Here is a 25,995-nt window from a genome sequence, read left to right as displayed (position 1 = left end):
GCTCAGCCCGCGATCAGGCGGGTGTTGTCGGCGCGGATCGCCTCGAACTGGCGCTGGCCCCAATCAACAGCCTGGCGCGGGTTCTCGTTGTTCAGCAGCATCCGCTGTACCGCCTGCGCCCACACGCTCCGGCCATGCGCGATGCCGGCCAGCGGGTTGATGCCCTTCTTGAGCTCGAACCCGGTGTTGCACTGGTGCGGCACGCTCTCGGTGAAGATGACGTCGAGGCTGCGCTTCTTCGACTGGTAGAACGGGTGCGCGAGCATCGCCGGCGCGGTGGCCACGTCCTTGAACACGGGGCCGACATTCGGCATCAGGCTCTGGCTGTACTTCACCATCCAGTCGGTGCTGTTGGAGACGTAGGCGACGGCCTCCTTCGTTTCGCGCACGAACGGGTTGTCGCGGCGTGGAATGATCCAGCCGTTGATGTCGGTCCAGCTCCAGCGCATGCCGGTGCGCGGGTGGGCCGGGTTCAGGTAGTACTCCATCTTGTCGAAGATCGGCTTCGCCTCCTCCGCCGCGCGGCCCATCGTGCGGCCCCAATACGCCGACATGCCGGTGCGGCCGGTGACGTGCTGGTCGACGACCTGGAGGAAGCTGAACTCGACCGCGCTCCGCGGCATGTAGGAGAACAGGCGGCGGATGTAGTCGAACGCCTCGACCGTCTCGGCGCTGCTGAAGGCGGTGCGGAAATTCGCCGACGGGTCCCAGGTGAGCCCGCCCGCCTGCCAGATGAACTGCGTGATGTGATAGTCGGCGCAGAGGTTGCGCCCGAGCGCCATGGTGTAGCCGGCCATGCCGGGCTTCTTCTCGGCGATGGTCTTCGCGGCGTTGGCGAAGTTGTCCCAGTTCCACGTCGCCGGGTTGCCGAGGCCGAGTTCGTCGATGATGTCCTGCTGCGCGACGAGCAGGCAGGCCTGGTGATGCACCGGCACGGCGTACTGCACGCCCTTCCACGCGCCGAACGAGGCGAGCGAGAAGCCATCGACCAGGCGCTGCGTGGCGTTGATCTGCTGGCACACGTCATCGACCGGCTCGAGCAGGCCCTCGGCGGCAAGCTGGTAGGCGATCGGGGATTCCACGCTGATCAGCGCGGGCGGGCGGCGGGCGGCGAGGTCGGTCGTGAGCTTCACGGTCACGCCGTCCCACGGGATCTGCTCGATCTCGAAGCGGATATTCGCGTTGTTGCGGCTGGCCCACTCGTTCATGCCCTGGACGAATACGCCGCCATAGGGACCAGGCTCGCCCCAGACGCGGGCGACGCGGACGTTGCCCTGCGCGATGGCGGGAGCGGCAAGCGTCGCGGCGGCAGCGCCGGCGAGCAGGGAGCGGCGGCGAACTGGCAGTGCTCGATCAGTCATCGGAACGTTCCTCCTTCGTTTCGGGCGGCCCGTCTCGTGCGGGCCGTTGGTCGTCGCAGGCGTGTCAGGCATGTGGAAACGCTGCGCGAGTGATCGTCACCGCATCGGCGTGATGGACGTGTCGTGGCCGGGAGGGTTGCGCGCCCGTCGTTTCCCCATGATTCGTATCGTTGGGGGGAAGGTAGGGAGCGCGGTCGCCGCGTGTCAATGAAGGGCGCGCGGCGGCGTGCGTGACCAGTGGACGATGCCCGCGCGCCTGGCCCGCTGCGCGACCCAGAGGGCATAGCAGCCAAGCGCGCCAGCGACTGCGAGGTAGAGGACGAGCTTCCCCGGCGGCGTAAGGGCGAGGAAGCGGAACGCGGCGATGCCCATCGTCGCCGTGAAGCCCCAGTGGATCAGCGCCACACCCACGCGCGGAAAGCCCGAGCGGTCGAGCACCTGGTAGAGGTGGCCGCGATGGGCGTGGATCAGCCCCTCCCCCGCGATGGCGCGGCGGATGAGGGTGAACGCCACGTCGAACAGCGGCATGGCGAGCAGCAGCGGCACGATGAAGAAGCTCACGGCCGTCGCCTCGAACCGGGCGGCGGCGACGGCAAGCGTGGCCAGCATGTAGCCGATGAACTGGCTGCCGACATCGCCGAGGAAGATGCGGGCGGCAGGGAAGTTGAACGGCAGGAAGCCGAGGCTGCCAGCGCAAAGGAACAGCCCCGCCGCGTAGACGAAGCTGCCGCCCTCCGACAGGGCGATGACGGCGAGGAAGCCGGACGCTACCGCGGCGGTGCCGGCGCAGAGCCCGTTCAGCCCATCGACGAAGTTCATCGCGTTCGTCACGAACACGATCCAGAACAGCGTGACGGGGATCGCGAAGGGCCCGAGCGGCACCTCGCCGACGAAGGGCAGGGACAGGCGGTCAAGCACCAGGCCGAAGCCGATCGGCAGCGCTGCCGCGACCACCTGCACCGCGAGCTTCCAGAAGAAGGGGAAGTCGAACGCATCGTCGGCGAGCGACACCGCCGCGATCGCCGCCCCGCCGCCGATCACGGCGATGAAGTATGGGTCCGCGATCCGCGCCGTCTCCGCCCGCGCATAGAGGACGATGAGCCCTGCGAGCGTGGCGACAACGACGCCGAGCCCGCCGCCCTTCGGCGTCGGCCGCTCATGCGCGCTGCGGCTGTTCGGCACGTCCATCAGCCGTGCGGCGATGACAAGGCGCACGACGATGGCCGACAGCACGGCAAGGACCGCACAGAAGGCGAGGTGGCCAGCGAAGGCCTGCCAGGTGACGGGCAGCACGGCCTAACCCTTCAGAATCCTGGCCGTCACGGCACCAGGAGCTCGATCACGAACGGTCCCTTGCGCGCCATCGCAGCCTTCAGCAGGTCGGCCAGCACGTCGAGGTCGGGCGCGACCGCACCCTCCACGCCCATGCCCCCGGCGAGCTTCACCCAATCGAGGTCCGGGTTGCCGAGGTCGAGCATGTCGAGCGCCGTACGGCCGGGGTTCGCACCGACGGCCATGAGCTCATGCCGCAGGATCGCGTATTTGCGGTTGGAGAACACGATGATCGTGGCATCGCACCGCTCGCGCGCCATGCTCCACAGCGCCTGGAGCGTGTACATGGCAGAGCCGTCAGCCTGGAGGCCGATGACCTTGCGGTCGGGGCAGGCAATCGAGGCGCCAAGGGCGAGCGGCAGCCCCTCGCCGATCGACCCGCCGGTGAGCTGGAGCCAGTCATGCCGCGGTGCGCTGTGCGTCTCGGGGAAGAAGCCGCGGCCGGTCGTCACCCCCTCGTCGATGATGATGCTGTCCTCCGGCATGAACGCCGCGACCGTGCGCGCGATGCCCTCGGAGGTGATGGCCCCGCCAGGCGCGGTTGGCCGCGGCCCTGCGTTGGCGGCCGGTGCCGCCACGCCTGCGGCCACGTCATCGGCCAGTGCGGCGATCGCCTGGGCAATGTCCTGGTCGGGGCGGGCGAGGACGTGCACGTCGCAGCCCTCCGGCAGCAGCGAGCCCGGCTTTCCCGGATAGGCGAAGAACGCCACCGGGTGCTTGGCGCCGACGAGGATGCAGGTGCTGTAGGGGGCGAGTGCGGCCAGTGCCATGTCGACAGGGTAGGGCACGCGGTCGATCGGGTAGCGGCCCTGGCCGCGCTCGACCCGCGCGTTCGACATCTGCGCCATCACCTTCGCCCCCGTGGCAGCGGCGATGCGGTACGCCGCGCGCTGGCCCTCCTCGCGCAGTGCAGGGCCAGCGAGGATGAGCACCACCTTCGCCCCGTCGCGCCGGAGGATGCGGGCAGCGGTTTCCACCTGCTGGGCCGAGGCGGCAGCCGGGGCGGGAACGGGAAGCGGGGCGGCGGGGCCGTCGGCCTCGTCCCAGGCGGTGTTGGCGGGCAGGATCAGGGTCGCGATCTGCCCGGGCGCGGTGCGGGCGGCCTGGACGGCGGCTGCCCCATCGGCGGCGATGCCCTTCGCGGTCAGCCCGCTCCTCACCCAGTCGCTGAAGGGGCGGGCAACGCCCTCGACATCGGCGGTCAGCGGTGCGTCCCAGGCGCGGTGGTAGGTGGCATGGTCGCCGACGACGTTGACCATCGGGCTGCGCGCCCGGCGGGCGTTGTGCATGTTGGCGAGAGCGTTGGCGAGGCCTGGCCCGCAATGGAGCAGCGTGGCGGCGGGCTTGCCGGCCATCCGGGCATAGCCGTCGGCCGCCCCCGTGACCACGCCCTCGAACAGGCCGAGCACGCAGCGCATGCCAGCCACGCGGTCAAGTGCGGCGACGAAATGCATCTCCGAGGTGCCGGGATTGGCGAAGCAGGTGTCCACCCCGCTGGCGAGCAGCGTGTGGACAAGGCTCTCGGCACCGTTCATGGCGTTCTGGTCCTCCCGGTCTGTGGCGGTTTGGTTCGTCCCGATGCTCTGGCGCGAGGCTTAGCACTGTGGCGCAATGCCGGCCACGGGGGGCCTGCCGTGTCGCGGGGCCGAGCGCCAGGAGGGAACGACAGCGCCATGCAGGACGCCACGGCCAAGGATGCCAATGCCAGTGACGCCGGAACATTCGATTTCGTGATCGTGGGCGCGGGCAGCGCCGGCTGCGTGCTCGCCAACCGGCTGTCGGCCGATGGGCGCCACAGCGTCGCCGTTCTCGAGGCGGGGCCGGAGGACCGGGATTGGTGGATCCACATCCCCCTTGGCTACGCCAAGCTGTTCCGCCGCCCCCGCGTCAACTGGATGTTCGAGACGGCGCCCGAGAAGGAGCTGAACGGCCGGCAGGTCTACCAGCCGCGCGGCAAGGTGCTGGGCGGTTCCTCCTCGATCAACGGCCTCGTCTACATCCGCGGGCAGCGGGAGGATTTCGACCATTGGCGGCAACTCGGCAATGCCGGCTGGTCGGCCGACGATGTGCTTCCCTATTTCCGCCGGGCCGAGGGCAATGTCCGCGGCGCCGATGACCAGCATGGCAGCGATGGCCCCCTCGGCGTCTCCGACCCGCATACGCATGAGCTGACGGAAGCCTTCATCGCCTCTGCCGTGCATGAGGGGCTGCCGCGCACGCGCGACTTCAACGGCGTCGCGCAGGAAGGGGTCGGGTATTTCCAGACCACGTCCCGCAACGGCCGCCGCTGCTCCGCCGCCGTTGCCTATCTTCGCCCGGCGCGGAAGCGGCAGAACCTCACCGTTATCACCGAGGCGTTGACCGACAGGCTGGTGGTGACGGAGGGGCGCGCCACGGGCGTGCTGTTCCGGCAAGGCGGGGTGGAGAAGATCGTCCATGCAAGGCGCGAGATCATCCTCTCGGCCGGCGCCTATGGCAGCCCGACGATCATGCAGCGCTCAGGCCTCGGCCCGGCCGAGCTGCTCGCCGCACACGGCATCCCGGTGATCCGCGACATCCCCGGCGTCGGCGCCGACCTGCAGGACCACCTGCAGAGCCGCTGCGTCATCCGCTGCACCAGGCCGATCACGCTGAACGACATGACGACGAGCATGGTCGGCAAGGCGAGGCTCGGCCTCGAATGGCTGTTCACGCGGTCAGGGTGGCTGACGATCGCGGCGGGGCACGCGGGCGCCTTCTTCCGCACCGATCCGCGGCTGGCGAGCCCCGACGTGCAGGTGCATTTCATCCCCTTCAGCACCGACAAGATGGGCGAGAACCTGCACCCGTTCCCAGGCTTCATGGCGCATGTGTGCCAGTTGCGCCCAGAAAGCCGGGGCACCGTGCGCATCACCGCGTCCGACCCATCGGCGCGGCCCGAGATCCGCATGAACTACCTGACGGCGGAGAATGACCGCGCCACCATGCTCGCCGGGCTCAAGAAGCTGCGCGCGATCATGCATGCCCCGCCGCTCGCGCCCTATGTCGCGGCGGAGGTCGAGCCCGGGCCAGGGGCGGTGACCGACGATGCGCTGATGGAGCACATCCGCAACAAGGCGAGCACGGTCTATCACCCCACCAGCACCTGCCGCATGGGCAGCGACCCGCGCGCGGTGGTGGATGAGCGGCTTAGGGTGAAGGCGGTGAGCGGCCTTCGCGTCGCCGATTGCGCGATCATGCCCTCCCTCGTCTCGGGCAACACCAATGCGGCGGCGATCATGATCGGGGAGAAGGCGTCGGACATGATCCTCGAGGATGCGCGCGCTGCTGCCTGAGCCAACGATCCTCTACCGTGACGAGGCGGTGCTGGTGCTCGACAAGCCGGCGGGTCTGCCTGCTCATCGCGGCCCGCGCGCGCGTGCCTCGGTCGAGGATTGGCTCGAGGCGCTGCGCTTCGGCAAGCGCCACCTGCCGCAGCCCGCGCACCGGCTCGACGCCGACACGGCGGGCTGCCTCGTCCTCGGCCGCACCAAGCCGGCGCTTGCCGCCCTCGGTCGCGCCTTCGCCGAGGGTCGCGTGGCGAAGACCTACTGGGCCGTGGTGGCCGGCGCGCCGGAAGCGGATGCGGGGCTGATCGATGCGCCGCTCGCCAAGCTGAGCACGCCCAAAGACAGGTCAGGGGCCGGCGGCTGGCGCATGCGGGTCGACCCGGAAGGCCAGATGGCCGTGACGGAATGGCGCGTGCTCGGCCGCGGGGCTGGGCATGCGTGGCTCAGCCTTTCGCCGCGGACGGGGCGGACGCACCAGCTTCGCGTCCACGCCGCCGATGCCGGCTGGCCGATCCTGGGCGACCCCCTGTACGGGCGGGCTGAGGCAGGGGGATTGCAGCTGCTGGCGCGGTCGATCGTCGTTCCAGGCTGGGACGGGCGCGAGGCCGTCACCGCCACTGCGCCGGTGCCCGGGCACATGCGCGCGGCACTCGCGGCCTGCGGCTGGGACGGGATGGTGGAGCCGAGGGGAATCGAACCCCTGACCTCGTGAATGCCATTCACGCGCTCTCCCAACTGAGCTACGGCCCCACACGCCGATCGCAGGCCGAAGCCTGCTGTCAGGAAGGGCGCCTTCTACCCACTGCCGCCCGGCGCCGCAAGTGCCCTCCCTGAACGCTCCTCGCCGCTTGCCACCCCGCCCTCCGGCGCAGGACACTTTGCCCGCCGTCATGGCAAGGAAGACCAGGGCGGACCCCGGGGGGAATGGAATGAGTGCGAGCCAGATGAGCGAGATCCTGTGGCAGCCTGATGCGACAGGGGTAGCCGCGACCAACCTGGCCGCGTTCCGGCTCTGGCTCGGGTCGCGCGGCATCACGCTCGCCGACTATCCCGCGCTCTGGGCCTGGTCGGTCGAGGACCTTGGCGGGTTCTGGTCAGCCATGTGGGACTTCGCCGGGGTCGTGGGCGGCAAGGGGGCACGCACCCTCGAGAACCCGACGGCCATGCCGGGCGCCCGGTTCTTCCCCGACGCCAGCCTCTGCTACGCCGAGACGCTGCTGCGCCACTCCGGGCCCAAGGAGGCGATCGTCTTCACCGGGGAAGACCGCCGCCGCATCGCCTGGAGCCGCGATGCCCTCCGTGCCGAGGTGGCGGGCGTCGCCGGTGCGCTCAGCGCCATGGGCCTCGGCGTCGGCGATCGCGTGGCGGCCTACCTGCCGAACATCCCCCATGGCGTCGCTGCCCTCCTCGGCACCAACGCGGCGGGGGGAACCTTCACCTCCTGCTCGCCCGATTTCGGGGCGGCCGGCGTGCTCGACCGGTTCGGGCAGATCGAACCGCGCGTGCTGGTCGCCGCCGACGGGTATCGCTACGGCGGGAAGGTGTTCCGCAACGCGGCCAAGATCGCCGAGGTGATGGCGGGGCTGCCCTCGGTCGAGACGCTGGTGATCGTTCCGTTCATCGACGATGCCGAGGCGCTTGCCCTGCCCAAGGCCGTGTCGTGGGAGGCGTGGACGGCGCCCCACCGCGCCACGCCGCTCGCCTTCACGCGGCTGCCGTTCGATCACCCGCTGTATATCCTTTACTCATCCGGAACGACCGGGAAGCCGAAATGCATCGTCCACGGCGCGGGCGGCGTGCTGCTCAAGCACGCGTGCGAGCATATCCTGCACACCGACCTGAAGCCCGACGACAGGCTGTTCTACTTCACCACGCTGGGGTGGATGATGTGGAACTGGCAGGTCTCGGGGCTCATGACCGGGGCGACGCTGCTGCTCTATGACGGCAACCCCTTCTTTCCCTCTCCCGCCGCCTTGTTCGACCTCGCCGACGCCGAGGGGATGACGATCTTCGGAACGTCAGCAAAATATATCGATGGCGTTGCGAAATCCGGGCTCAAGCCGCGGCAGACGCACAGCCTCGCCACCGTCCGCGCGATGCTCTCCACCGGCAGCCCGCTGGCGCCCGAGAGCTTCGACTTCGTCTACCGCGACATCAAGCCCGACATCTGCCTCGCCTCGATCTCGGGGGGCACCGACATCGCCGGCTGCTTCGCGCTCGGCAACCCCGAAGGCCCCGTGCGGCGTGGCGAGCTTTCCACGCGCGCGCTCGGCTGCGCCGTCGACGTGGCAGACGAGGCGGGCGCCCCGGTCCGTGGCGAGAAGGGAGAGCTCGTCTGCCGCAAGCCTTTCCCGTCGATGCCGGTGATGTTCTGGGCCGACCCTGACGGCGCCCGCTACCGCGCGGCGTATTTCGAGCGCTTCCCCGGCATGTGGCACCATGGCGACTGGTGCGAGCTCATCGCGCACGACGACGGCACGGCGGGCCTCGTCATCACCGGCCGGTCCGACGCCGTGCTGAACCCCGGCGGCGTGCGCATCGGCACCGCCGAGATCTACCGCCAGGTCGAGACGCTGCCCGAGATCCAGGAGGCGCTGGTGATCGGCCAGGACTGGGACAACGACGTGCGGGTGGTGCTGTTCGTGCGCATGCGGGAGGGTGTGGCGCTCGACCAGGCGCTGAAGGACCGCATCAGGAAGGTGATCCGCGAGAACGCCTCGCCGCGGCACGTGCCGGCGAAGATCCTCGCCGTGACCGACATCCCGCGCACGCGGTCAGGCAAGATCACCGAGCTTGCGGTGCGCGACGTCGTGCACGGGCGCGCGGTGAAGAACGCCGAGGCGCTGGCTAACCCGGAGGCGCTGGCCCTCTACAAGGACCTGGCCGAGCTGGCGGGCTGATCAGCGCCCGCTCTCAGCGCTGCGAGAGAACGCCGAGCATCACGAGGCCGACCACGATGCGGTAGTAGCCGAAGGGCGTGAAGCCGATCCGCCCGATCACGGCCAGCACCGCGCGCACCACGATGAGCGCAACCACGAACGCCGAGGCGAAGCCAACCGCGATCAGCGTCATGCCGTCGAACGACAGCTCACCCCACGTCTTGTAGAGGGAGTAGGTGGTCGCGGCGAGCATGGTGGGGATGGCCAGCACGAAGCTGAACTCCGCCGCCGCCGGCCGGGCGACGCCGACGAGCAGCGCGCCGATGATCGTCGCCCCCGAGCGCGAGGTACCGGGGATCATCGCCAGCGCCTGGGCGAAGCCGATCATCAGCGCCGCTCCCCAGCCGATCTCGGCAACGCTGTTGATGCGGGGCTCGGGCCGAAACTTCTCGATCAGGATGATCGCGATGCCGCCCACGATCAGTGCCACGGAGACGACCCAGGGATTGAACAGCCGTTCGGTGATCACGCCGTGCAGCGTCGCCCCCAGCACCATGGCCGGGGCGAAGGCGAGCAGGATGTTGGTGGTATAGGCGCGCGCCTCGCGCCCCTCGCTTCCGGCGGCGAACAGGCCGAAGGCGATGCCGAACAGCTTCTTCGCGTAGATCAGCATCACCGCGAGCACGGCGCCGAGCTGGATCACGATCTCGAAGGTCCGCCCCGGCGGGGCGGCGAACCCGAGCAGGTCGATCACGAGGATCAGGTGCCCGGTCGAGGAGACCGGCAGAAACTCCGTCAGCCCCTCGACGATGCCGAGGAGAAGGGCCGAGAGGATCGGCGGAAGGTCCATCGTCGTGGGGGTCCTGGAAGGAGAGGCGGCACGCGGAGGTAGCAGCCGCGCGCAGCCCTGTCACGCGCGACCGCCTGATGCCGACCTAGACGCGGATCCGGCCGAGCACCCTCGGCGAGAGCCCGGCGACACCCTCTGCGCTGCCCCCGGTCTCGACGACCATGAGTTCGCCCTGCGCCGGAAAGAGCGATGTCAGGCTCGTGATGTTCACCTGGTGGGTGACGCAGACAAGCGGGCCATCGCGCCACGCTGCAAGGAGCGCCCGCACGGCCGCGGTGCGCGCCGGCCCCTCCATGCGCTCGTTGAAGAAGCTGTCGAGCGCCGGCTCGCGGCGCACGTCGCCGAGGCCAAGCAATTCCGCGGTCTCGCGCGCGCGGCACCAGGCGCTGCTCATCACCGTTGCCTCCGTGACGCCGTGCGCGCGGAACGCGTCACCGATGGCCCGCGCCTGGGTCCTGCCTTCGTCCGACAGGTTCCGCTGCGTGGCGCAGTCATCGAGCCTGTAGCCGGCAGGGTCGCTGACGCCCGGGGCGGTGGCGTGGCGCATCACGGCGGCGGCGCGGCCTTGACGCAGTGCCTCCCAGACGTCCCCGGCATCGACCTCGCGCGCGCTGGCGCCGCCCTCGACCGCCGGTCCATCGGGGCGCTGGGCGCCAGCTGGCCTGATCGCCAGCGGCCAGACGGCTGCAATGCCGGCCAAGGGAATGATCAGCCTGCGCGTGAGCATCGGCATCACATCAGGCAGTCACGATGTGAGGGCAACCCCCTTGGCGGCCTCTTCCGCGTCTTGTCATCTGGCTCACGACGTGCTGATCCCTCACGCGCACTGTTGCCGCCAGGGGACGAACGCCGATGACGCTCACCGCCGAGATCCGCGACACGCTGTCGCATGTCACCACCGCGACGCTGACGACGGTCCTGCTCAAGAAGGGCCTCCGCAAGACCTGGATGCGCGGGCCGCGCCCGCTGCGCACCGGGCAGGCGCGCGTCGTCGGGCAGGCCTTCACCCTCCGCTTCATCCCCGCCCGCGAGGACCTCGCCACGCCGGAGAGCTGGTCGTCCCCCCGCTCGACCCGCGGCGCGATCGAGGCGATGCCGGAGGGCTGCGTCGTCGTCGCCGGCACCGAGGGCATCACCGATGCCGGCATCTTCGGCGACATCCTCTGCGCCCGCATGGCCAGGAAGGGGATCGCTGCGCTGATCACCGAGGGCGCGGTGCGCGACGGCGCCGGCGTGCGCGGCACGACGTTGCCGGTGTGGTGCAACGGCGAGGCGGCCCCGCCTTCGGTCGCGGCACTCACCTTCGTCAACTGGCAGGAGCCGGTCGGCTGCGGCGGCGTCGCCGTGTTCCCCGATGACGTGGTGGTGGCCGATGACGATGGCGCGGTGCTGATCCCCGCCGCCCTCCTCGCCGAGGTGACGAATGAAGCCGCGGCCGCGGAGAAGCTCGAGACCTGGATCATGGCCGAGGTGGAGAAGGGCCTGGCGCTCCCGGGCCTCTACCCGCCGAACGCCGAGACCCGCGCACGCTACGAGCGCGAGACCGGATGATGCGCGGGCTCGTCGGCTTCGCCGCGGTCGCGGACAGGATCAGTGCCGTGTGCGGCGCGGCGGCCACGGCCGCCGTGCTGGCGGCCTGCCTGATCTCGGCCGGCAATGCCGCGAGCCGCTACGCGCTCGGCCTCACCTCCAACGCCTGGCTGGAGGTGCAGTGGTACCTGTTCGCCGTGATGGCACTGCTCGGTGCCGCGGAAACGTTCCGCCGCGGCGGCCATGTGCGGGTTGACCTGCTCTACGCCATCGCCGGCGACCGCGGGCGGATCTGGATCGACCTCGTGGGCATCATCCTGTTCCTGCTGCCCGGCATGATCCTGCTGGCCTGGCTGTCCTGGCCGTTCTTCTGGGAAAGCTGGATCCGGAACGAGATCTCGAACAACCCGGGCGGGCTCTATCGCTGGCCGGTGAAGTTTCTCCTGCCGGTGGGCTTCGCGCTCGTCGTCATGCAGGGGCTGGCGGAACTCGCCAAGCGCATCGCCGCGCTGGCCGGCGCCTACCAGCTCGACACCACCTATAACCGCCCGCTGCAGTAGCCCGCCATGGCAGCGTTCCTGACCTACGACCTGATGGCCCCGCTGATGTTCGCGGGGCTGATCGTGTTCCTGATCATCGGCTTTCCCGTCGCGTTCAGCCTGATCGCCTGCGGGCTCTCCTTCGCGCTGCTGGGCATCGAGCTCGGCTTCTTCCAGCCGGCCTTCCTGCAGGGCCTGCCGCCACGGGTGTTCGGCATCCTGTCCAACGAATTGCTGCTCGCCATCCCGTTCTTCACGTTGATGGGTGCGGTCCTGGAACGTTCCGGGCTGGCCGAGGACCTGCTCGAGGGCATGGGCCAGCTCTTCGGCGGGCTGCCCGGCGGGCTCGGCTACGCCGTGATCCTGGTCGGTGCCGTGCTGGGTGCGATCACCGGCACGGTGGCCGCGTCGGTGATCGCGATGGGCATGATCGCGATGCCGGCGATGCTGCGCACGGGATATGACCCCCGCTACGCCACCGGCGTGGTCGCGGCCTCCGGCACGATCACGCAGGTCATCCCGCCCTCGCTCGTGCTGATCGTGCTGGCCGAGGTGCTCGGCAAGCCGGTGGGCGACATGTATCTCGGCGCGATCGGCCCCTCGATCATGCAGACGGGGCTGTTCCTGCTCTACACGGCGGCCGTGGCGCTGATCTCGCCGAAGAAGGTGCCCCCGCTGCCCGAGAGCGCGCGCACGCTCCGCGGCGCCGCCCTGGCGTGGACCATCCTGAAGGCGATCATCCCCTCGCTCGGGCTCATCTTCCTCGTGCTCGGCACGATCTTCCTCGGGCTGGCGACGCCGACGGAAGCGGGCGCGATGGGCACGGTCGGCGCGATCGTTCTCGCCACGGCCAACGGGCGGTTCAGCCTTTCGCTCCTCTGGCAGGGCATGGCGACGACGATGCGCATCACCGCGATGGTGGTGTTCATCCTGATCGGTGCGACGGTGTTCAGCCTGGTGTTCGCCGGCGTCGAGGGCGGGCACTGGCTCGAGGACCTGCTGCGCGACCTGCCGGGGGGGCAGACGGGGTTCCTCATCTTCGTCAACGTGTTCATCTTCCTCCTGTCGTTCTTTCTCGATTTCTTCGAGATCGCCTTCATCATCCTGCCGCTGCTGCTGCCCACCGCGAAGGCGCTCGACATCGACCTCGTGTGGTTCGGGGTGATGCTGTGCGTGAACATGCAGACCTCGTTCATGCACCCGCCCTTCGGCTTCGCACTGTTCTATGTCCGCTCGGTCACGCCGGCCTCGGTCAAGACACGCGACATCTATCTCGGCGCGATCCCGTTCCTCGTGCTGCAGCTCGTGCTCGTCGCCATCGTCGTTGCCTGGCCGGAGACGGTGACGGCCTTCATCGGCGGCGGGCCGGTGGTCGACCCCGGCACGGTCACGATCGACATCGCGCCGCCGCCTGACATCGGCGACGTTCCCCTGAAATTTGACTGATCAGGTGAAATTCGACCGATCAGGTGAAGTTCGACTGATCAGGTTTGACTGGTCAGGCGGTGGGCAAAAAAGAAGGGCGGCCAACGGGCCGCCCTTCTCTGATCGCACCGGCCGCGCCGGCGGTGCCGGTCAGCGGACGGTTTGTGCCGCCGTGAAGGCGAAGTTCTCGTAGCTGGTCTCGGCCACGCGGAACCACAGGAACTGCTCGTCGCGGAAGCGCCTCCAGTTCTCGTAGACGCGCGCGAACTTGGGGTTGGTGCGCGCGGTCTCGTCATAGATCGCGTGTGCTGCCTTCCACGCCTCGGCCAGGATCTCGCGCGGGAAGGGGCGGAGCTGCGCGCCGGCGGCGACGAGGCGGCGCAGCGCCGCCGCGTTCACCGCATCGTAGCGCGCCACCATGTCGACGTTGGCGTGCGCGCAGGCGCTCTCGATCGCTGCCTTGTAGGGAGCGGGTAGCGCCTCCCAGGCGGGGAGGTGGACGTTGAGCGACAGCGCGGCACTGCCCTCCCAGAATCCCGGGTAGTAGTAGAATGGGGCAACGCGCACGAGGCCGAGGCGCTCGTCGTCATAGGGGCCGACGAACTCGGCGGCGTCGATCGTGCCGCGCTCGAGCGCCGAGTACACCTCGCCAAGGGCAAGCTGCTGCGGCGTCGCACCGAGCCGCGCCATGACCTGGCCGCCTAGTCCGGCGATACGGAACTTCAGCCCCTGCAGGTCGGCGACGGTGCGGATCTCCTTGCGGAAGAACCCGCCCATCTGCGCGCCGGTGTTGCCGGCGAGGAAGGAGATGACGTTGAAGTCCTTCATGACGTCGCGCAGCAGCGCCTGGCCGCCGCCGTGGTAGATCCACGCATTGTGCTGGCGCGTGGTCATGCCGAAGGGCAGGGCGGTTTCGAAGGCGAGCGTCGGGTCCTTGCCGATGAAGTAGTAGTTCGGCACGTGCGTCGCCTCGACCGTGCCGTTCTGCGTCGCGTCCAGCGTCGAGAAGGGCGGCACGATCTCGCCGGCTGGAAACACGCGGATCTGGAACTTGTTGTCGGTCATCGCCGCGACCTGGCGGGCGATCAGTTCCGACGGGGCGAACAGCGCATCGAAGGTGCGCGGGAAGGCGCTGGAGAGGCGCCAGCGCACCTCGGGCGAGCCTTGCGCGATGGCGGGCGCGGCGAGCGCGGTAGTGGCGGCGGCGGCGGCCGCGCCGCGCGCGAACAGGATACGACGCTTCATGATCGGACGTTCCCCTTTTCGAAGCCTCCGGGCGCAATCGCCCGTTTGCGCCTGATTAGCGGAACCGCCAGCACCTGGATAGAGCGACCCTGAACAGCGTGGCGAAGCCACCATTGCAGGATCAGGCCCTTCCGCAGATGATCGCATGTGCAACGACGGGGGGCTGGGATGCGGGATCGGATGATGCAACAGGCGATCGGGCGCCGGTGCTTGCTTGGCGCCGCCCTTGGCGGGATTGCTGCCCCCCTCGCCACCCCGGCGCTGGCGCAGGCGTGGCCGACGCGGCAGATCCGCCTCGTTCTCGGCTTCCCGCCCGGCGGCACGGCGGATGTGATCGGTCGCCTGGTCGGCGAGCGGCTGGGCGCCGCGCTCGGCCAATCCGTCCTGGTCGAGAACCGCGCCGGTGCGTCCGGCAACATCGCCACCGAGGCGGTGGCACGCGCGGCCCCCGATGGCTACACGCTCGTGCTCGGCACCCAGGGAACGCATGCGGCCAATGCCGCGCTGTTCTCGCGCCTGCCGTTCGACCCAGCGGCGGATTTCGTCGCCGTTGCCCCCGTCGCCGCGGTGCCGAACGTCCTCGTCGTCACCCCCGCGCTGCCGGTGACGGACGTCGCGGGGTTCGTGGCGTATGCCAGGGCCAACCCCAACCGCATCCGCTTCGGCTCGTCGGGCAACGGCACCTCGATCCATCTCGCGGGCGAATTGTTCAAGGGCATCGCCGGCGTGGAGATGGAGCATGTGCCCTATCGCGGCAGCGCCCCTGCCCTGACCGACCTGATGGCGGGACGGATCGAGGCGATGTTCGAACTCGTGCCGGGCGTGCGCGGGCAGATCGCCGCCGCCGGCGTCAGGCCGCTTGCCGTCGCCTCGCGCGCGCGGATGCCGGCCATCCCCGACGTGCCGACCTTCGGCGAGCGCGGCTATCCCGGGTTCGTGACGGGGGCTTGGTTCGGCATCTTCGCGCCGGCTGGAACGCCCGCCCCGGTGGTCGCGCGGATGGCAGAGGCGCTGGCCGCGATGACCGGGCCGAACGGCACGGCGATCGCAAGGCTCGAGGAGGTGGGGGCGGAGCCGATGAGCATGACGCCGGACGCCTTCAAGGCCTTCGTCGCGACGGAGACGACGCGCTGGGCCGAGGTGGTGCGAAGGTCAGGCGCGAAGCTGGACTGAGGAGGGGACTGGGGTTCACCAGGCGCCGAGGCTGAAGCCCACGAGCACGGCGGCGGTGAGGATCATCTGGCCGAGGTTCAGCACGACCGAGAGCCCGTGCAGCCGCCCGAAGGGCTTCTTGGCTGACGCATCGCCGGCGAGTTCGGCATCGCGATAGGCATTGATGCGCGGCATCAGCCCCTGGCGCGCGAACACGAAGCCCACCGCGACCACAGCCATGACGATCGCCGCTTCCCAGGAGAGCGGCACGAAGGCGAAGGCCGCAGCCCCCGCAACGGCCGCGCAGTAGATGTAGTAGAGCGGGAAGAAGCCGCGGAGGAACCGCCCCGCCGGCGCGGGCTCGAGCAGGCGGAACACGGTGGGTGCCACCACGGCGGCGAACATCACCATGCCGCCGAAGAGAAGCGCCGTGGCAAACAGCGCCACCGAGGCGGTGAAGTTCTCCATCACACCGATCTCGTGACGCCGCCGTCGACGCGGAGCGACTGGCCGGTGACGTAGGACGCTTCCGGCGACACGAGGAACGCCACGGCAGCCGCGATCTCCGCCACCGTGCCGTAGCGGCCCATCGGGATGCGTTCGAGGCGGTCCGGCTTCTCGGGCAGGCTGTCGGTGAAGCCCGGCAGCACCGCGTTCGCCCGGATGCCGCGGGCTGCGTATTCGTCGGCGTAGAGCTTGAGATAGGCCGACAGCGCAGGCCTCAGCGTGCTCATCGGGAAATCGGGCTCAGGCTCGAACGCGGCGTAGGAGGAGATGGCGACGAGCGATCCGCCGCCGGCTGCCAGGAAATGCGGCGTCGCGAGGCGGGCGATGCGGATCGCGGGCATCACCCCCATCGCGAAGCCGGCTTCCCAGTCGCTGTCGGGAATGTCGAGCAGCCTGCCCTTCGGCGCGTGCCCGACATTCACCACCGCCGCATCGAGCCGCCCGAACCGCGCGACGGTCTCCTCCACCAGCCGCGCGAGGTCGGCGGGCTCGGTCACGCTGCCGCGCACGGCGATGCCGCCGAGTTCGGCCGCGAGAGCAACCACGCCCTCGCCCGGCGAGAGCAGGCCCAGGGCGTAGCCATCGGCCGCGAGCCGGCGGGCGATGCCGGCGCCGATGCCGCGCCCGGCGGCGGTGACGAGCGCGACCTTCGGGTTTGCCATCAGTAGCGATACGTCTCTGGCTTGTACGGCCCGTTCTGCGCCACGCCGATATAGTCGGACTGCGCCTTGTTCAGCACCGTGAGCCTGGCGCCGAGCTTGGCGAGGTGCAGCCGCGCGACCTTCTCGTCGAGCGCCTTCGGCAGGACGTAGACCTTGCGCTCGTACTTGCCCGGGTTGGTCCAGAGCTCGATCTGCGCGAGCGTCTGGTTCGAGAAGGACGAGGACATCACGAACGAGGGGTGCCCGGTGGCGTTGCCGAGGTTCACGAGCCGGCCTTCGGACAGCAGGATGATGCGCTTGCCGTCGGCGAACTCGATCTCGTCGACCTGCGGCTTCACGTTGTGCCACTTCAGGTTCTTCAGCGCCGCGACCTGGATCTCGCTGTCGAAGTGCCCGATGTTGCAGACGATCGCCCGGTCCTTCATCGCGCGCATGTGGTCGATCGTGATGACGTCGACGTTGCCGGTGGCGGTGACGAAGATGTCGGCGCGCGGGGCGGCATCCTCCATCGTCACGACCTCGTAGCCTTCCATCGCCGCCTGCAGCGCGCAGATCGGGTCGATCTCGGTCACCATCACGCGGCAGCCGGCGTTGCGCATGCTGGCGGCAGAGCCCTTGCCCACGTCACCGAAGCCGGCGACCAGGGCGACCTTGCCGGCCATCATCACGTCGGTGCCGCGGCGGATGCCGTCGACCAGGCTCTCGCGGCAGCCATAGAGGTTGTCGAACTTCGACTTGGTGACGCTGTCGTTCACGTTGATGGCGGGGAAGAGCAGCTTGCCCTCCTTCTCCATCAGGTAGAGGCGGTGAACGCCCGTGGTCGTCTCCTCCGACACGCCGCGGATGGCCTCGGCGAGCTTGGCGAACCAGCCGGGCTTCTCGCCCAGAGTGCGCTTGATCAGCGCGAAGAACGCCTCCTCCTCCTCGTTCGTGGGCTTGTCGAGGAAGGCAGCGTCGCCCTTCTCGGCGCGGAGGCCGTAGTGGACGAGCAGCGTCATGTCGCCGCCGTCGTCCAGCAGCATGTTGGGCGTGCCGCCATCGGCCCATTCGAGGGTGCGGCGCACATAGTCCCAGTACTCGACCAGGCTCTCGCCCTTCACGGCGAACACCGGCGTGCCGCCCGCGGCGATCGCAGCGGCGGCATGGTCCTGCGTCGAGAAGATGTTGCAGGAGGACCAGCGCACGTCGGCGCCCAGCGCCGCCAGCGTCTCGATCAGCACGGCGGTCTGGATCGTCATGTGCAGGCAGCCGGCGACGCGCGCACCCTTCAGCGGCTGCTTCGGCCCGTACTCCTCGCGGATGGCCATCAGCCCCGGCATCTCGGTCTCGGCGATGGCGATCTCCTTCCGGCCCCAATCGGCCAGGGAGAGGTCCTTCACGACGTAGTCCGCGCTGTGCGCCGGCATCGGGCTCTCGGGCATCGGTTTCATCCTTTGATTGCTGGGCGCGCCCCTAGCACGGCGGACAGGCGGAAGCCAGACGGGTGGGAGATGGGGCAGGGCTGCCCGACTGCAACCATGACCGGTGTGTGACCGCAGACATGCACCTGCAACGATTGGTTGCCATAGCGTGGTAACCTGTCACACGCCCCGCCTCATCCGGGAGACCGCCGATGCCACGCCCCGTTGCTGCCCTTCTCGCCATCGCCGTGCTGGCCGCCTGCGCGAGCCCGGGGCCCGACCCGCAGCCCGCGGAGGAGCTCGTGCTGCTCGACCAGGGCCTGACGCCGGAGGAGCGCGCCATCCTGCACTTCACGCCGCAGGGAACCGAGATCATGCCGGCCTCGTGGCTGGCGAGCCTTCGCGTCGGCCCGACCTCGGAGACGCGGCTGATGGACCCGGCCGTGCTCGGCCGCTACCGGTTCATCACCCCCGCCCCTGACCCCGTGCGCAACCCGGACAACTTCCCGCTGGGCTTCGCCGTCCACGCGCACAAGGGCCCGGGCGGGCCGCCCTCGGGCGTGCGGATGGTCGGCTTCACCTGTGCCGCCTGCCATACCGGGCAGATCAACCACAAGGGCAAGGCCATCCTGATCGAGGGCGGGTCGGCAATGCACGATGCCGTCGCCTTCCAGCGGCGCATGGCGGAAGCGATGGTGCTGACTGCGGAGCTCGGCTGGAAGCGCGAGCGCTTCCTCGACGAGGTGATGCGCCGCGAGGCGTGGCCCGGCGGGCGCGAGGCGCTGGCGAAGAGCTTCGACAACGCGGTCGAGCGCATCCTCGTGCGCAAGCCGCTCGAGGACAGGCTGACCGTGGTGCCGGAAGGCCATGGGCGGCTCGATGCGTTGCAGCGCATCGCCAACCAGCTGCTCGGCGAGAACCTGATCCGGCCGGACAACGAGCAGGTGCGCGATGCGCCGGTGAGCTTCCCGCCGGTGTGGGACATCTGGCTGTTCGACTGGGTGCAGTACAACGCCTCCGTCCGCCAGCCGATGGTGCGCAATGTCGGCGAGGCGCTCGGCGTGCGCGCCCGCACCCGCTTCCTCGACGATGCCGGCCATCCGATCGGTCCACCGACGGTGTGGGACACCTCCGTGCTCGTCCGCGACGTCGACCGGATCGAGAGGACGCTGCACAAGCTTCGCCCCCCGCCCTGGCCGGCCGAGATCCTCGGCGCGGTCGACCCGGCGCTGGCGGAACAGGGGCGGGTTGCCTTCGCGTCGCGCTGCGCCGCCTGCCATGGCATTCAGGTGATCCGTGGCACAGGTGGCGCGCCCGAGTGGCACGTCCCCGTCATCCCCCTCGCGCGCATCGGCACCGATCCGAACGCCGCGCGCGGCTTCGCCGGTCGCACCTACGATGCCTCCGCACTCGGCTTCCGCGAGCGCATCGGCGGGGCGGAGGCGCTGCGCGTGGTGACGGAGCGCGTGAAGGAGCGCGCCTATGACCAGCTGGTCCCCCCGGCATCGGCCGAGGAGCGTGCGGCGCTTGACGGGTTCGGGCGCGACAACCTCGTCCGCGCCCCCTGCGGCTACAAGGCGCGGCCGCTGATCGGCATCTGGGCGACGGCACCGTTCCTGCACAACGGCTCGGTGCCCAGCCTGCACGACATGCTCTCGCCCGACCGGCCCGCGACCTTCGTGGTGGGCGACCGCGAGTTCGACCCGGAGAAGGTCGGCTACCGGTCCGACAGGCTGGAGTTCGGCACGCTGTTCGACACGTCGATGCCGGGCAACTCCAACCAGGGCCACTGGTTCCGCGACACCCGCGGGCCAGGCGTGATCGGGCCTGCGCTGTCGGATGGGGAGCGGCGGGCGATCATCGCCTATCTGAAGGTGGCGACGGAGGAGACCTATCCGCGCCGGATGGTTGATCGCCCCGGCCGTGCGGCGTGCGAGGGCGAGCCTGGCTGGGCCAGCCGCTGAGGCGCTACTTCATGCACTCGATCAGCAGGGTCGAGGGATGGGCGATCTCGCCCACCTCGGCCGCAGGGCGATAGCCGGAGGAGGCGACCGCGCGCGGCGTCACGCCGTTCTCCCTGAGGAAGGCCTGGGCGACGCGGCCCTGGATGGCGATGTTCACGTTCTGCGGCAGATCCCCGCCCGTCCGCTCCGCCACCCTCAGCGCGTTGAGCTTGGCGACGATGACGCCGAGCACGTTGCCCGAGCGGTCGAGCAGCGGGCCGCCCGAGTTGCCGCTCTGCACCGGGGCGGAGATGATCATGGTGTTCGGATCATCGCGCAGGCCGGTGAGCGCGCTGACCTCGCCCGTCGTCAGCGTCGGGCCGGAGCCGAGGATCCCGGTGAGCGGGAAGCCGTAGGTGACGACCTCGTCGCCGCGCCGCGGCGGGCCGTCGCGGAAGGCGAGGACGGGGCCGATGTCGCGCGGGCCGGTCAGCAGGGCGAGGTCACGCTCGCGGTTCGAGGCCTGAACCTGCAACGGCACGCGCCGGCCGCCGGCGATGAGGCCGTTGAGCGCGCTGCACCCGTCGATCACGTGATGGTTGGTAACGATCCGCCCCTCGGCGACGACGAAGCCCGTGCCCGTGCTCGCCCGGCGCAGCGCGCCCTGCTGACGTGGCGGCTGGCCCTGCTGCTGGCCCTGCTGGCCCGGGTTGGGCGGCGCACCTGGGTTCGGCAGGGCAACGACGCGCCCGCCGGGGATCGGCTCCGGACGATCGGGTCCGACGGCCGGCGGCGGCTTGCCGGTGCGTGCTGCCTGCTGGGGGGCCGCCTGCTGGGGGAGCGGGGCTGGTTGCGGCGCACGTCCCGCGGCCGGCGGCGGCTTGCCGTCAGGTGATCGGCCAGGAGGGGATTGGCCAGAAGGGGATTGGCCAGAAGGGGATTGGGCCCGGGTCGCGCCCGCGGCATTGCCGAGCGCGGCGAGCGTCTGGCCGTCGAGCTGGCCGGTCGCGGGCAGGCTCCGGTCACGCTGGAAGGCGGCGATCGCGGACTGGGTCCGGGGCCCGAGCTGGCCATCCGCCCCGCCCGTGTCGTAGCCAAGCAGGGCGAGGCTCTGTTGCGCCCGCGAGACCGTCTCCGACGAAACTGCCCCCTGGGCCTGACTCTGGGCCTGACTCTGGGCCTGGGCAGCGGCGCTGCCGAATACAACCTGCTCCGAGGCGCACACATCGACGCCGCGCCGGTCGAACACCTGGCCGCTGGCCGTGACGAGCCTGACATCGACGACGCAGCCCGGCCGCGTGCGGGTGATCTGCGCTGCTTGTCCTGGCCGCATCGTCTGCCCGGCGATCAGGTTTCGCCCTTCCTGCCCCGGATCGGCCGCGTAGAGGCCGATCGCGACCTCGCCCGTGCGGTTCAGCACGCGGAAGCGCGAGCCATCGGCTGACGCTGCTGGCGTTTGGGCGAAGGCAGGCGGCGCGCCGGTGGCAACCAGCGGTGCGGCAAGCAGCAGGGCGGCGAGAACGCGCATGGGTCATAGGTTGGCGCAGCCGGCGCCGGAGTCAACGAAGACCGTGTGACGCGACACACCCCTGTGTCGCGCCGCACAGCCATTCCTTGACCAGCGCGTGGCCAGGATCAGCGCGTACCCAGGATCAGCGCGTGGCCAGGATCAGCGCGTGCCCAGGATCGAGCCCGTGGTGCTGCGCGGATCGCGCCGCGGCCAGCGGCCGAGTTCGACCGCCGAGAAGAACTCCGCGAGATGCGCGTTGAACGCCGCGGGCTCCTCGAGGTTCAGCGTATGACCCGTGCATGGCATCACCACGAGGCCCGAGGCGGCAATGTGCCGCTTCATGAACACGCTCGCCTCCAGGCAGGGGTCATCCTCGTCGCCGGTCATCACGAGGGAGGGCACGGCCATCGCGCGCATCGGCTCGGCGAGGTCGAAGATCGAGGGGCGGCGCTTCTGCACGCCGCGCAGCGTGTTGGCGGCTCCCTTCGCGTCATGCTCGGCGAGCTGCGCCATGAACTCGGCATACCCGCGCGGGTCCTTGTTCTCGTACTGCACCCGCGTCGGGCCGCGTCCGTAGCTGCCGGCGGCCTCGGCGATCGGCAGCGTCTCGAACCGCTTCGCCGCCACCTCGCACTCCTCGGCGAACTGGCCACGCTTGTCCGGCGGCGCGCCGTAGCCCACGCCCGCAATCACGAGCGACTTCGCCCGGTGCGGGTAGGCGAGGCCGAAATGCAGCGTGGCGAACCCGCCCATCGAGACGCCGACGACATGCGCCCCCTGAACGCCGAGCCCATCCATCACGTCGCGGATGTCGTCGCGCGCGCGATCCTGGCTGTAGCTCTCATGGCTCGGCGGCACCGCCGACGGCGGATAGCCGCGCGCGTTGTAGGTGATGCAGCGATAGCGGCGGGAAAAGAACCTCACCTGCGGCTCGAAGCTGCGGAGGTCGCCGGCGAACTCGTGCACGAAGACGATCGCCGCCCCCGCCCCGGTGTCCTCGACGGCAAGCGTGACGCCATCGGTCGTCGTGATGGTGATTTCGGTCATGGAACTCTCTTTCAGGACGCGCGGGATCAGAAGGCGCGGGATCGGGCGGCCATGCCGCCATCGATCGTGACGATCGTGCCGCTGGTGAAACCGGATCGGGGGCTTGCGAGGAAGGCGATCATGTCGCCGATTTCCTCCGGCGTCGCGGCGCGGCCGAAGGGCATGGGGGAGAACAGCTCCTGCCACCGGTCGGCGTCGCCGGTCCGATCGGCCGATTTCTTCTTCATCAGCCCGATCAGACGGTCGGTGGCGACTGGCCCCGGCGAGAGCCCGACGACCCGAAGCCCATCGTTCGGCGCCGTGCCGCCGAGCGAGCGGGTGAAGGCATAGAGTGCGGCGTTGCCCGTCACGCCGCAGATGTAGGCCTGGTCCAGCGTCTCGGCGGCATTCCCAACGACGTTGACAATGGACGGCACGAAGGGTGCCGCCGCCGCCTCGCGCGGCGCTGTCGCGCCGCTGCCGGCGGCATAGGGGCTTCTCGCTTTCAGCAGCGGATAGAACGCCCGGCACATGTCGATGTAGCCGAACACCTTGAGCTGCCAGGATTGCCGCCAAGTGGTGCCATCGACCTGCGCCAGGCTCCCGCCGGGGATCGCGCCGGCGTTGTTCACCAGGATGTCGATCTCGGGGAAGCGGGCGGCGATGTCCTCCGCCGTTCCCTGCACCGCGATGTCGGCGGCATGGACGCGCACGTTCACCTGGAAGCGCGAGCGGATCGCCCCCGCTGCCTCCTCGAGCGCGCCCTGGGTGCGCGAGACGAGGATCACGTCGCACCCCTCGGCCGCCATGCTTTCGGCGGCGGCACGGCCGATGCCCTTCGAGCCGCCGGTGATCAGCGCGGTACGCCCGCGCAAAAGAAGGTCCATGCCGATCCGCTCTCCCGGTTGTGTGGGGGGATGGCACCCCATCCTGGCGTGACGGGCAAGGGGGGCAGGCGTAGGATCGTTCCGCGAGCGCGACAGCCAAGCCGCGCCGCCAAGGAGAGGAAGCCCCATGCCAGTCACACGCCGCGCGGCCATCGCCGCCGCCGCAACGCTTTCCATCGCCCCGGCGGCCTTCTCGTCGGAGGCCTTCGCGCAGTGGACTCCCGCCGTCGGGTATCCCGACCCTGCCGTGAAGGTGCTCGACCCATCTTTCGGCCAGTACCGCCTGGCACTCGCCGCGGTCGAGCGGATCGCGCATGGCGGGGGCATGCGCTGGAACGAAGGACCCGTCTACATGGGCGATGCGCGCGCGCTCCTGTGGTCGGACATCCCGAACAACCGACTGCTCCGCTGGGACGAGGAGAGCGGGCGGATGAGCGTGTTCCGCCGCCCATCGAACAACAGCAACGGCAACACGCGCGACCGCCAGGGCAGGCTGATCACGTGCGAGCATGACAGCCGCAGCGTCACCCGAACCGAATATGACGGAACCATCACGACCCTCGCCGCGCGCTATGACGGCAAGCGGCTGAACAGCCCGAACGACGTCGTCGTGAAGTCGGACGGCACGATCTGGTTCACCGACCCGCCCTTCGGCATCCTCGGCTACTACGAGGGAACCAAGGCAGAGCCGGAGCTGCCCACCAACGTCTATCGCCTGGACCCGCGCGACGGGCGGCTCACGGTCGCTGCCGGTGATGTCCGCCGGCCCAACGGGCTGGCGTTCAGCCCCGACGAGAAGAAGCTCTACATCGTGGAAGCCGGCGTGTTGCCGCGCGTGATCCGAAGCTTCGACGTCGCCGATGACGGCAAGCTCACCGGCGGAGCGACGCTGATCGATGCCGGGCAGGGCACGCCGGACGGGTTCAAGGTCGATGTCGACGGCAATCTCTGGGTCGGCTGGGGCATGGGAGACAAGGAGCTCGACGGCGTGATGGTGTTCAACCCGGCCGGCAAGCCGATCGGCCGCATCGCGCTACCGGAACGCTGCGGCAATCTCTGCTTCGGCGGCGTCAGGCGGAACCGCCTGTTCATGACGGCGAGCCAGAGCGTCTATTCGCTCTTCGTCAACACGCAGGGGGTGGCGTACGCCTGAGCGCTCCTCGGGCCCGAGCGGGTTGCGGCGGGGGCGCCCCCCGCCGCCTTCGCGTCAGGTGGCCTCGATCTTCGCGGCCTTCACCACCGCGGTCCACCGCGCGACCTCCTCGGCCTGGAAGCGGCGGAACTCCTCGGGGCTCGTGGCGACCACGTCGAAGCCCATCTTCGTCAGGCGGTCCTTCGCCTCGGCATCCATCAGCGCCTTCCGCGCTTCCCCCGCCACGCGGTCACGGATCGGGGCCGGAAGGTTCGCCGGGCCCATCATCGCCTGCCAGGAGGTGACGTTGAAATCCGCCATGCCCTGTTCCGCCATCGTCGGCACGTCCGGCATCTGCGGGTGACGCTCGGGTGCCGTGACGGCGAGTGCGCGCATCCGCCCCGCCATCACATGCGCATGGATCGTCGGCATGTTCTGGAACGTCGCGTGCACGTTGCCGGCGAGCAGGTCGGTCGCGGCAGCCGCGCCGCCCTGGTAGGGGATGTGCGCGATGTCGGTGCCGGTGCGCTGCTTGAACAGCTCCATCGTCAGGTGGTCTGACGCGCCGACGCCCGAGGTCGAGTAGCCGAACTTGCCCGGGTTCGCCTTCAGCCAGGCGACGAACTCGGCGAGGTTCTTCGCCGGCGACGAGGGGTTGACGGTCAGCACGTTCGGCGTGGTGACGGCCAGCGTGATCGGCGTGAACGCCTCCGGGTCGTAGCCGATCGCGGCTCCGCGCAGCGCCTTGTTGATCGCGAACACCCCGATCGAGCCGACGAGGAAGGTGTAGCCGTCGGGCTGCGCGCGGGTGAGCAGCTGGCCGGCGACCGCCCCGTTCGCGCCCGGGCGGTTCTCCGCCACCACGGTCTGGCCAAGCTGCATCCTGGCCGCGATCACCCGGGCGATGATGTCGGACGGGCCACCGGCGACGAACGGCACGAGGATGGTGACGGGCCGCGTCGGCGACCAGCCCTGCGCGCGGGCTGGTCCTGCGGCGAGGAGGGCGGCAGAAGCGCCGAGCAGGCTTCGGCGGGCGATGGTCATGGTCGTTTCCTTCCCGGGGCCTTGGCCCCACTCAATTGTTGCCGCGATCATGCCGGTTCCGACCATCCCGGGGAAGGTGCTGGTCAGTCGGCCTTGATCCCCGCATCCCTGATCACGCGCTGCCACACGGCACTTTCGGCAACGAGATGCGCCCGCGCCTCGGCCGGCGTCGTCACCGGCAGGTCCGAGCCCGCCCGCGCCAGCCCCTCGCGCAGGCGCTGGTCCTCGCGCGCCGCGGCGAGGACGGCGGCGGAGAGGCGCGC

The 25,995-nt window shown here is 70.0% G+C and carries 22 protein-coding genes, 1 tRNA gene and 1 pseudogene; 9 read left to right on the top strand and 15 right to left on the bottom strand.

Going from position 1 to position 25,995, the window contains the following annotated elements; translation table 11 throughout:
- Positions 1-2: 2 nt before the first annotated feature.
- The 3 genes from Q0C38_RS20310 to Q0C38_RS20300 all read right to left on the bottom strand — a co-directional run bounded on the left by Q0C38_RS20310 (position 3) and on the right by Q0C38_RS20300 (position 4,228).
- Complete coding sequence (locus tag Q0C38_RS20310) at positions 3-1,361, bottom strand: ABC transporter substrate-binding protein (RefSeq protein WP_291298956.1); 1,359 nt, start codon at positions 1,359-1,361, stop codon at positions 3-5.
- A gap of 204 nt (positions 1,362-1,565) precedes the next feature.
- Complete coding sequence (locus tag Q0C38_RS20305) at positions 1,566-2,654, bottom strand: glycosyltransferase family 4 protein (protein WP_291298955.1); 1,089 nt, start codon at positions 2,652-2,654, stop codon at positions 1,566-1,568.
- Positions 2,655-2,680: 26 nt separating this feature from the next.
- Positions 2,681-4,228, bottom strand: a complete 1,548-nt coding sequence (locus tag Q0C38_RS20300) for an acetolactate synthase large subunit (RefSeq protein ID WP_291298954.1) — start codon at positions 4,226-4,228, stop codon at positions 2,681-2,683.
- A 138-nt stretch (positions 4,229-4,366) separates the two neighbouring features.
- On the opposite strand from Q0C38_RS20300, the gene Q0C38_RS20295 reads away from it, so the two are divergent.
- Positions 4,367-6,007 carry a GMC family oxidoreductase gene (locus Q0C38_RS20295; RefSeq protein ID WP_291298953.1) on the top strand — a complete coding sequence of 547 codons (1,641 nt, stop codon included), beginning with the start codon at positions 4,367-4,369 and terminating at the stop codon, positions 6,005-6,007.
- Positions 5,988-6,713 carry an RluA family pseudouridine synthase gene (locus Q0C38_RS20290; RefSeq protein WP_291298966.1) on the top strand — a complete coding sequence of 242 codons (726 nt, stop codon included), beginning with the start codon at positions 5,988-5,990 and terminating at the stop codon, positions 6,711-6,713. The genes Q0C38_RS20295 and Q0C38_RS20290 overlap by 20 nt, the downstream gene beginning before the upstream one ends.
- On the opposite strand, the gene Q0C38_RS20285 is transcribed toward Q0C38_RS20290, so the two are convergent.
- Positions 6,676-6,751 (bottom strand) — tRNA-Ala (locus Q0C38_RS20285). The genes Q0C38_RS20290 and Q0C38_RS20285 overlap by 38 nt on opposite strands.
- Positions 6,752-6,945: 194 nt before the next feature.
- Between Q0C38_RS20285 and Q0C38_RS20280 the strand changes: the two genes are divergently transcribed.
- Positions 6,946-8,901 carry an acetoacetate--CoA ligase gene (locus Q0C38_RS20280; RefSeq protein ID WP_291298952.1) on the top strand — a complete coding sequence of 652 codons (1,956 nt, stop codon included), beginning with the start codon at positions 6,946-6,948 and terminating at the stop codon, positions 8,899-8,901.
- Between the two features lie 13 nt (positions 8,902-8,914).
- Here the strand turns inward: Q0C38_RS20280 and Q0C38_RS20275 are convergent, their stop codons facing one another.
- A complete protein-coding gene (locus tag Q0C38_RS20275) occupies positions 8,915-9,730 on the bottom strand; it encodes an undecaprenyl-diphosphate phosphatase (RefSeq protein WP_291298951.1) in 816 nt (271 codons plus the stop codon).
- 85 nt (positions 9,731-9,815) lie between these two features.
- Positions 9,816-10,457 (bottom strand): histidine phosphatase family protein, encoded by a 642-nt coding sequence (locus tag Q0C38_RS20270; protein ID WP_291298950.1) that lies wholly within the window; start codon positions 10,455-10,457, stop codon positions 9,816-9,818.
- A gap of 125 nt (positions 10,458-10,582) precedes the next feature.
- Between Q0C38_RS20270 and Q0C38_RS20265 the strand changes: the two genes are divergently transcribed.
- The 3 genes from Q0C38_RS20265 to Q0C38_RS20255 are packed head-to-tail and all read left to right on the top strand — an operon-like array spanning position 10,583 to position 13,245.
- Positions 10,583-11,281 (top strand): ribonuclease activity regulator RraA, encoded by a 699-nt coding sequence (locus Q0C38_RS20265; protein WP_291298949.1) that lies wholly within the window; start codon positions 10,583-10,585, stop codon positions 11,279-11,281.
- A complete protein-coding gene (locus tag Q0C38_RS20260; protein WP_291298948.1) occupies positions 11,281-11,820 on the top strand; it encodes a TRAP transporter small permease subunit in 540 nt (179 codons plus the stop codon). The genes Q0C38_RS20265 and Q0C38_RS20260 overlap by 1 nt, the downstream gene beginning before the upstream one ends.
- A 6-nt stretch (positions 11,821-11,826) precedes the next feature.
- Entirely contained in the window at positions 11,827-13,245 is a 1,419-nt protein-coding gene (locus tag Q0C38_RS20255; RefSeq protein ID WP_291298947.1) for a TRAP transporter large permease subunit, read from the top strand.
- A 129-nt stretch (positions 13,246-13,374) separates the two neighbouring features.
- Here Q0C38_RS20255 and Q0C38_RS20250 read toward each other — a convergent pair whose 3' ends face one another.
- The gene (locus Q0C38_RS20250; RefSeq protein ID WP_291298946.1) at positions 13,375-14,469 is read right to left on the bottom strand and encodes a TRAP transporter substrate-binding protein; all 1,095 of its coding nucleotides are present in this window, start codon (positions 14,467-14,469) and stop codon (positions 13,375-13,377) included.
- Between the two features lie 210 nt (positions 14,470-14,679).
- Between Q0C38_RS20250 and Q0C38_RS20245 the strand changes: the two genes are divergently transcribed.
- Positions 14,680-15,642, top strand: coding sequence for a tripartite tricarboxylate transporter substrate binding protein (locus Q0C38_RS20245; RefSeq protein WP_291298945.1), 963 nt, complete (start codon positions 14,680-14,682; stop codon positions 15,640-15,642).
- A gap of 15 nt (positions 15,643-15,657) precedes the next feature.
- Here the strand turns inward: Q0C38_RS20245 and Q0C38_RS20240 are convergent, their stop codons facing one another.
- Genes Q0C38_RS20240 through ahcY form a run of 3 tightly spaced genes read right to left on the bottom strand, consistent with a single transcriptional unit; the run spans position 15,658 to position 18,211 of the window.
- Entirely contained in the window at positions 15,658-16,089 is a 432-nt protein-coding gene (locus tag Q0C38_RS20240) for a DUF4149 domain-containing protein (RefSeq protein WP_291298944.1), read from the bottom strand.
- A complete protein-coding gene (locus Q0C38_RS20235; RefSeq protein ID WP_291298943.1) occupies positions 16,089-16,790 on the bottom strand; it encodes an SDR family oxidoreductase in 702 nt (233 codons plus the stop codon). The genes Q0C38_RS20240 and Q0C38_RS20235 overlap by 1 nt, the downstream gene beginning before the upstream one ends.
- Complete coding sequence (gene ahcY / locus Q0C38_RS20230) at positions 16,790-18,211, bottom strand: adenosylhomocysteinase (protein WP_291298942.1); 1,422 nt, start codon at positions 18,209-18,211, stop codon at positions 16,790-16,792. The genes Q0C38_RS20235 and ahcY overlap by 1 nt, the downstream gene beginning before the upstream one ends.
- 191 nt (positions 18,212-18,402) lie before the next feature.
- On the opposite strand from ahcY, the gene Q0C38_RS20225 reads away from it, so the two are divergent.
- Complete coding sequence (locus tag Q0C38_RS20225; RefSeq protein WP_291298941.1) at positions 18,403-20,154, top strand: di-heme-cytochrome C peroxidase; 1,752 nt, start codon at positions 18,403-18,405, stop codon at positions 20,152-20,154.
- Positions 20,155-20,158: 4 nt separating this feature from the next.
- On the opposite strand, the gene Q0C38_RS20220 is transcribed toward Q0C38_RS20225, so the two are convergent.
- The 3 genes from Q0C38_RS20220 to Q0C38_RS20210 form a co-directional block, all read right to left on the bottom strand.
- On the bottom strand, positions 20,159-21,661 hold the full coding sequence (locus Q0C38_RS20220; protein WP_291298940.1) for a serine protease: 1,503 nt from the start codon (positions 21,659-21,661) through the stop codon (positions 20,159-20,161).
- A 141-nt stretch (positions 21,662-21,802) separates the two neighbouring features.
- Positions 21,803-22,690, bottom strand: coding sequence for an alpha/beta fold hydrolase (locus tag Q0C38_RS20215; protein ID WP_291298939.1), 888 nt, complete (start codon positions 22,688-22,690; stop codon positions 21,803-21,805).
- Positions 22,691-22,716: 26 nt separating this feature from the next.
- The gene (locus Q0C38_RS20210) at positions 22,717-23,556 is read right to left on the bottom strand and encodes a short-chain dehydrogenase/reductase (RefSeq protein WP_291298938.1); all 840 of its coding nucleotides are present in this window, start codon (positions 23,554-23,556) and stop codon (positions 22,717-22,719) included.
- Positions 23,557-23,683: 127 nt separating this feature from the next.
- On the opposite strand from Q0C38_RS20210, the gene Q0C38_RS20205 reads away from it, so the two are divergent.
- Positions 23,684-24,709 (top strand): SMP-30/gluconolactonase/LRE family protein, encoded by a 1,026-nt coding sequence (locus Q0C38_RS20205; RefSeq protein WP_291298937.1) that lies wholly within the window; start codon positions 23,684-23,686, stop codon positions 24,707-24,709.
- A gap of 54 nt (positions 24,710-24,763) precedes the next feature.
- On the opposite strand, the gene Q0C38_RS20200 is transcribed toward Q0C38_RS20205, so the two are convergent.
- Positions 24,764-25,732 (bottom strand): tripartite tricarboxylate transporter substrate binding protein, encoded by a 969-nt coding sequence (locus Q0C38_RS20200; protein WP_291298936.1) that lies wholly within the window; start codon positions 25,730-25,732, stop codon positions 24,764-24,766.
- An 83-nt stretch (positions 25,733-25,815) separates the two neighbouring features.
- Positions 25,816-25,995: pseudogene (locus Q0C38_RS20195) on the bottom strand (hypothetical protein); the annotation flags it as partial.

This window comes from Elioraea sp. (genome assembly GCF_022842375.1).
GTDB lineage: Bacteria > Pseudomonadota > Alphaproteobacteria > Acetobacterales > Acetobacteraceae > Elioraea_A.
The sequence above is the reverse complement of the archived record's forward strand: the minus strand, read 5'-3'. Positions and strand labels throughout refer to the sequence as shown.

What these genes read in the sequence shown, in the direction of transcription:
- Q0C38_RS20310 (WP_291298956.1), bottom strand. Translation starts at nt 1,361, where the DNA reads ATGACTGATCGAGCACTGCCAGTTCGCCGCCGCTCCCTGCTCGCCGGC.
- Q0C38_RS20300 (WP_291298954.1), bottom strand. Translation starts at nt 4,228, where the DNA reads ATGAACGGTGCCGAGAGCCTTGTCCACACGCTGCTCGCCAGCGGGGTG.
- Q0C38_RS20295 (WP_291298953.1), top strand. Translation starts at nt 4,367, where the DNA reads ATGCAGGACGCCACGGCCAAGGATGCCAATGCCAGTGACGCCGGAACA.
- Q0C38_RS20290 (WP_291298966.1), top strand. Translation starts at nt 5,988, where the DNA reads ATGCGCGCGCTGCTGCCTGAGCCAACGATCCTCTACCGTGACGAGGCG.
- Q0C38_RS20280 (WP_291298952.1), top strand. Translation starts at nt 6,946, where the DNA reads ATGAGCGAGATCCTGTGGCAGCCTGATGCGACAGGGGTAGCCGCGACC.
- Q0C38_RS20275 (WP_291298951.1), bottom strand. Translation starts at nt 9,730, where the DNA reads ATGGACCTTCCGCCGATCCTCTCGGCCCTTCTCCTCGGCATCGTCGAG.
- Q0C38_RS20270 (WP_291298950.1), bottom strand. Translation starts at nt 10,457, where the DNA reads ATGCTCACGCGCAGGCTGATCATTCCCTTGGCCGGCATTGCAGCCGTC.
- Q0C38_RS20265 (WP_291298949.1), top strand. Translation starts at nt 10,583, where the DNA reads ATGACGCTCACCGCCGAGATCCGCGACACGCTGTCGCATGTCACCACC.
- Q0C38_RS20260 (WP_291298948.1), top strand. Translation starts at nt 11,281, where the DNA reads ATGCGCGGGCTCGTCGGCTTCGCCGCGGTCGCGGACAGGATCAGTGCC.
- Q0C38_RS20255 (WP_291298947.1), top strand. Translation starts at nt 11,827, where the DNA reads ATGGCAGCGTTCCTGACCTACGACCTGATGGCCCCGCTGATGTTCGCG.
- Q0C38_RS20250 (WP_291298946.1), bottom strand. Translation starts at nt 14,469, where the DNA reads ATGAAGCGTCGTATCCTGTTCGCGCGCGGCGCGGCCGCCGCCGCCGCC.
- Q0C38_RS20240 (WP_291298944.1), bottom strand. Translation starts at nt 16,089, where the DNA reads ATGGAGAACTTCACCGCCTCGGTGGCGCTGTTTGCCACGGCGCTTCTC.
- Q0C38_RS20235 (WP_291298943.1), bottom strand. Translation starts at nt 16,790, where the DNA reads ATGGCAAACCCGAAGGTCGCGCTCGTCACCGCCGCCGGGCGCGGCATC.
- ahcY (WP_291298942.1), bottom strand. Translation starts at nt 18,211, where the DNA reads ATGCCCGAGAGCCCGATGCCGGCGCACAGCGCGGACTACGTCGTGAAG.
- Q0C38_RS20225 (WP_291298941.1), top strand. Translation starts at nt 18,403, where the DNA reads ATGCCACGCCCCGTTGCTGCCCTTCTCGCCATCGCCGTGCTGGCCGCC.
- Q0C38_RS20220 (WP_291298940.1), bottom strand. Translation starts at nt 21,661, where the DNA reads ATGCGCGTTCTCGCCGCCCTGCTGCTTGCCGCACCGCTGGTTGCCACC.
- Q0C38_RS20215 (WP_291298939.1), bottom strand. Translation starts at nt 22,690, where the DNA reads ATGACCGAAATCACCATCACGACGACCGATGGCGTCACGCTTGCCGTC.
- Q0C38_RS20210 (WP_291298938.1), bottom strand. Translation starts at nt 23,556, where the DNA reads ATGGACCTTCTTTTGCGCGGGCGTACCGCGCTGATCACCGGCGGCTCG.
- Q0C38_RS20205 (WP_291298937.1), top strand. Translation starts at nt 23,684, where the DNA reads ATGCCAGTCACACGCCGCGCGGCCATCGCCGCCGCCGCAACGCTTTCC.
- Q0C38_RS20200 (WP_291298936.1), bottom strand. Translation starts at nt 25,732, where the DNA reads ATGACCATCGCCCGCCGAAGCCTGCTCGGCGCTTCTGCCGCCCTCCTC.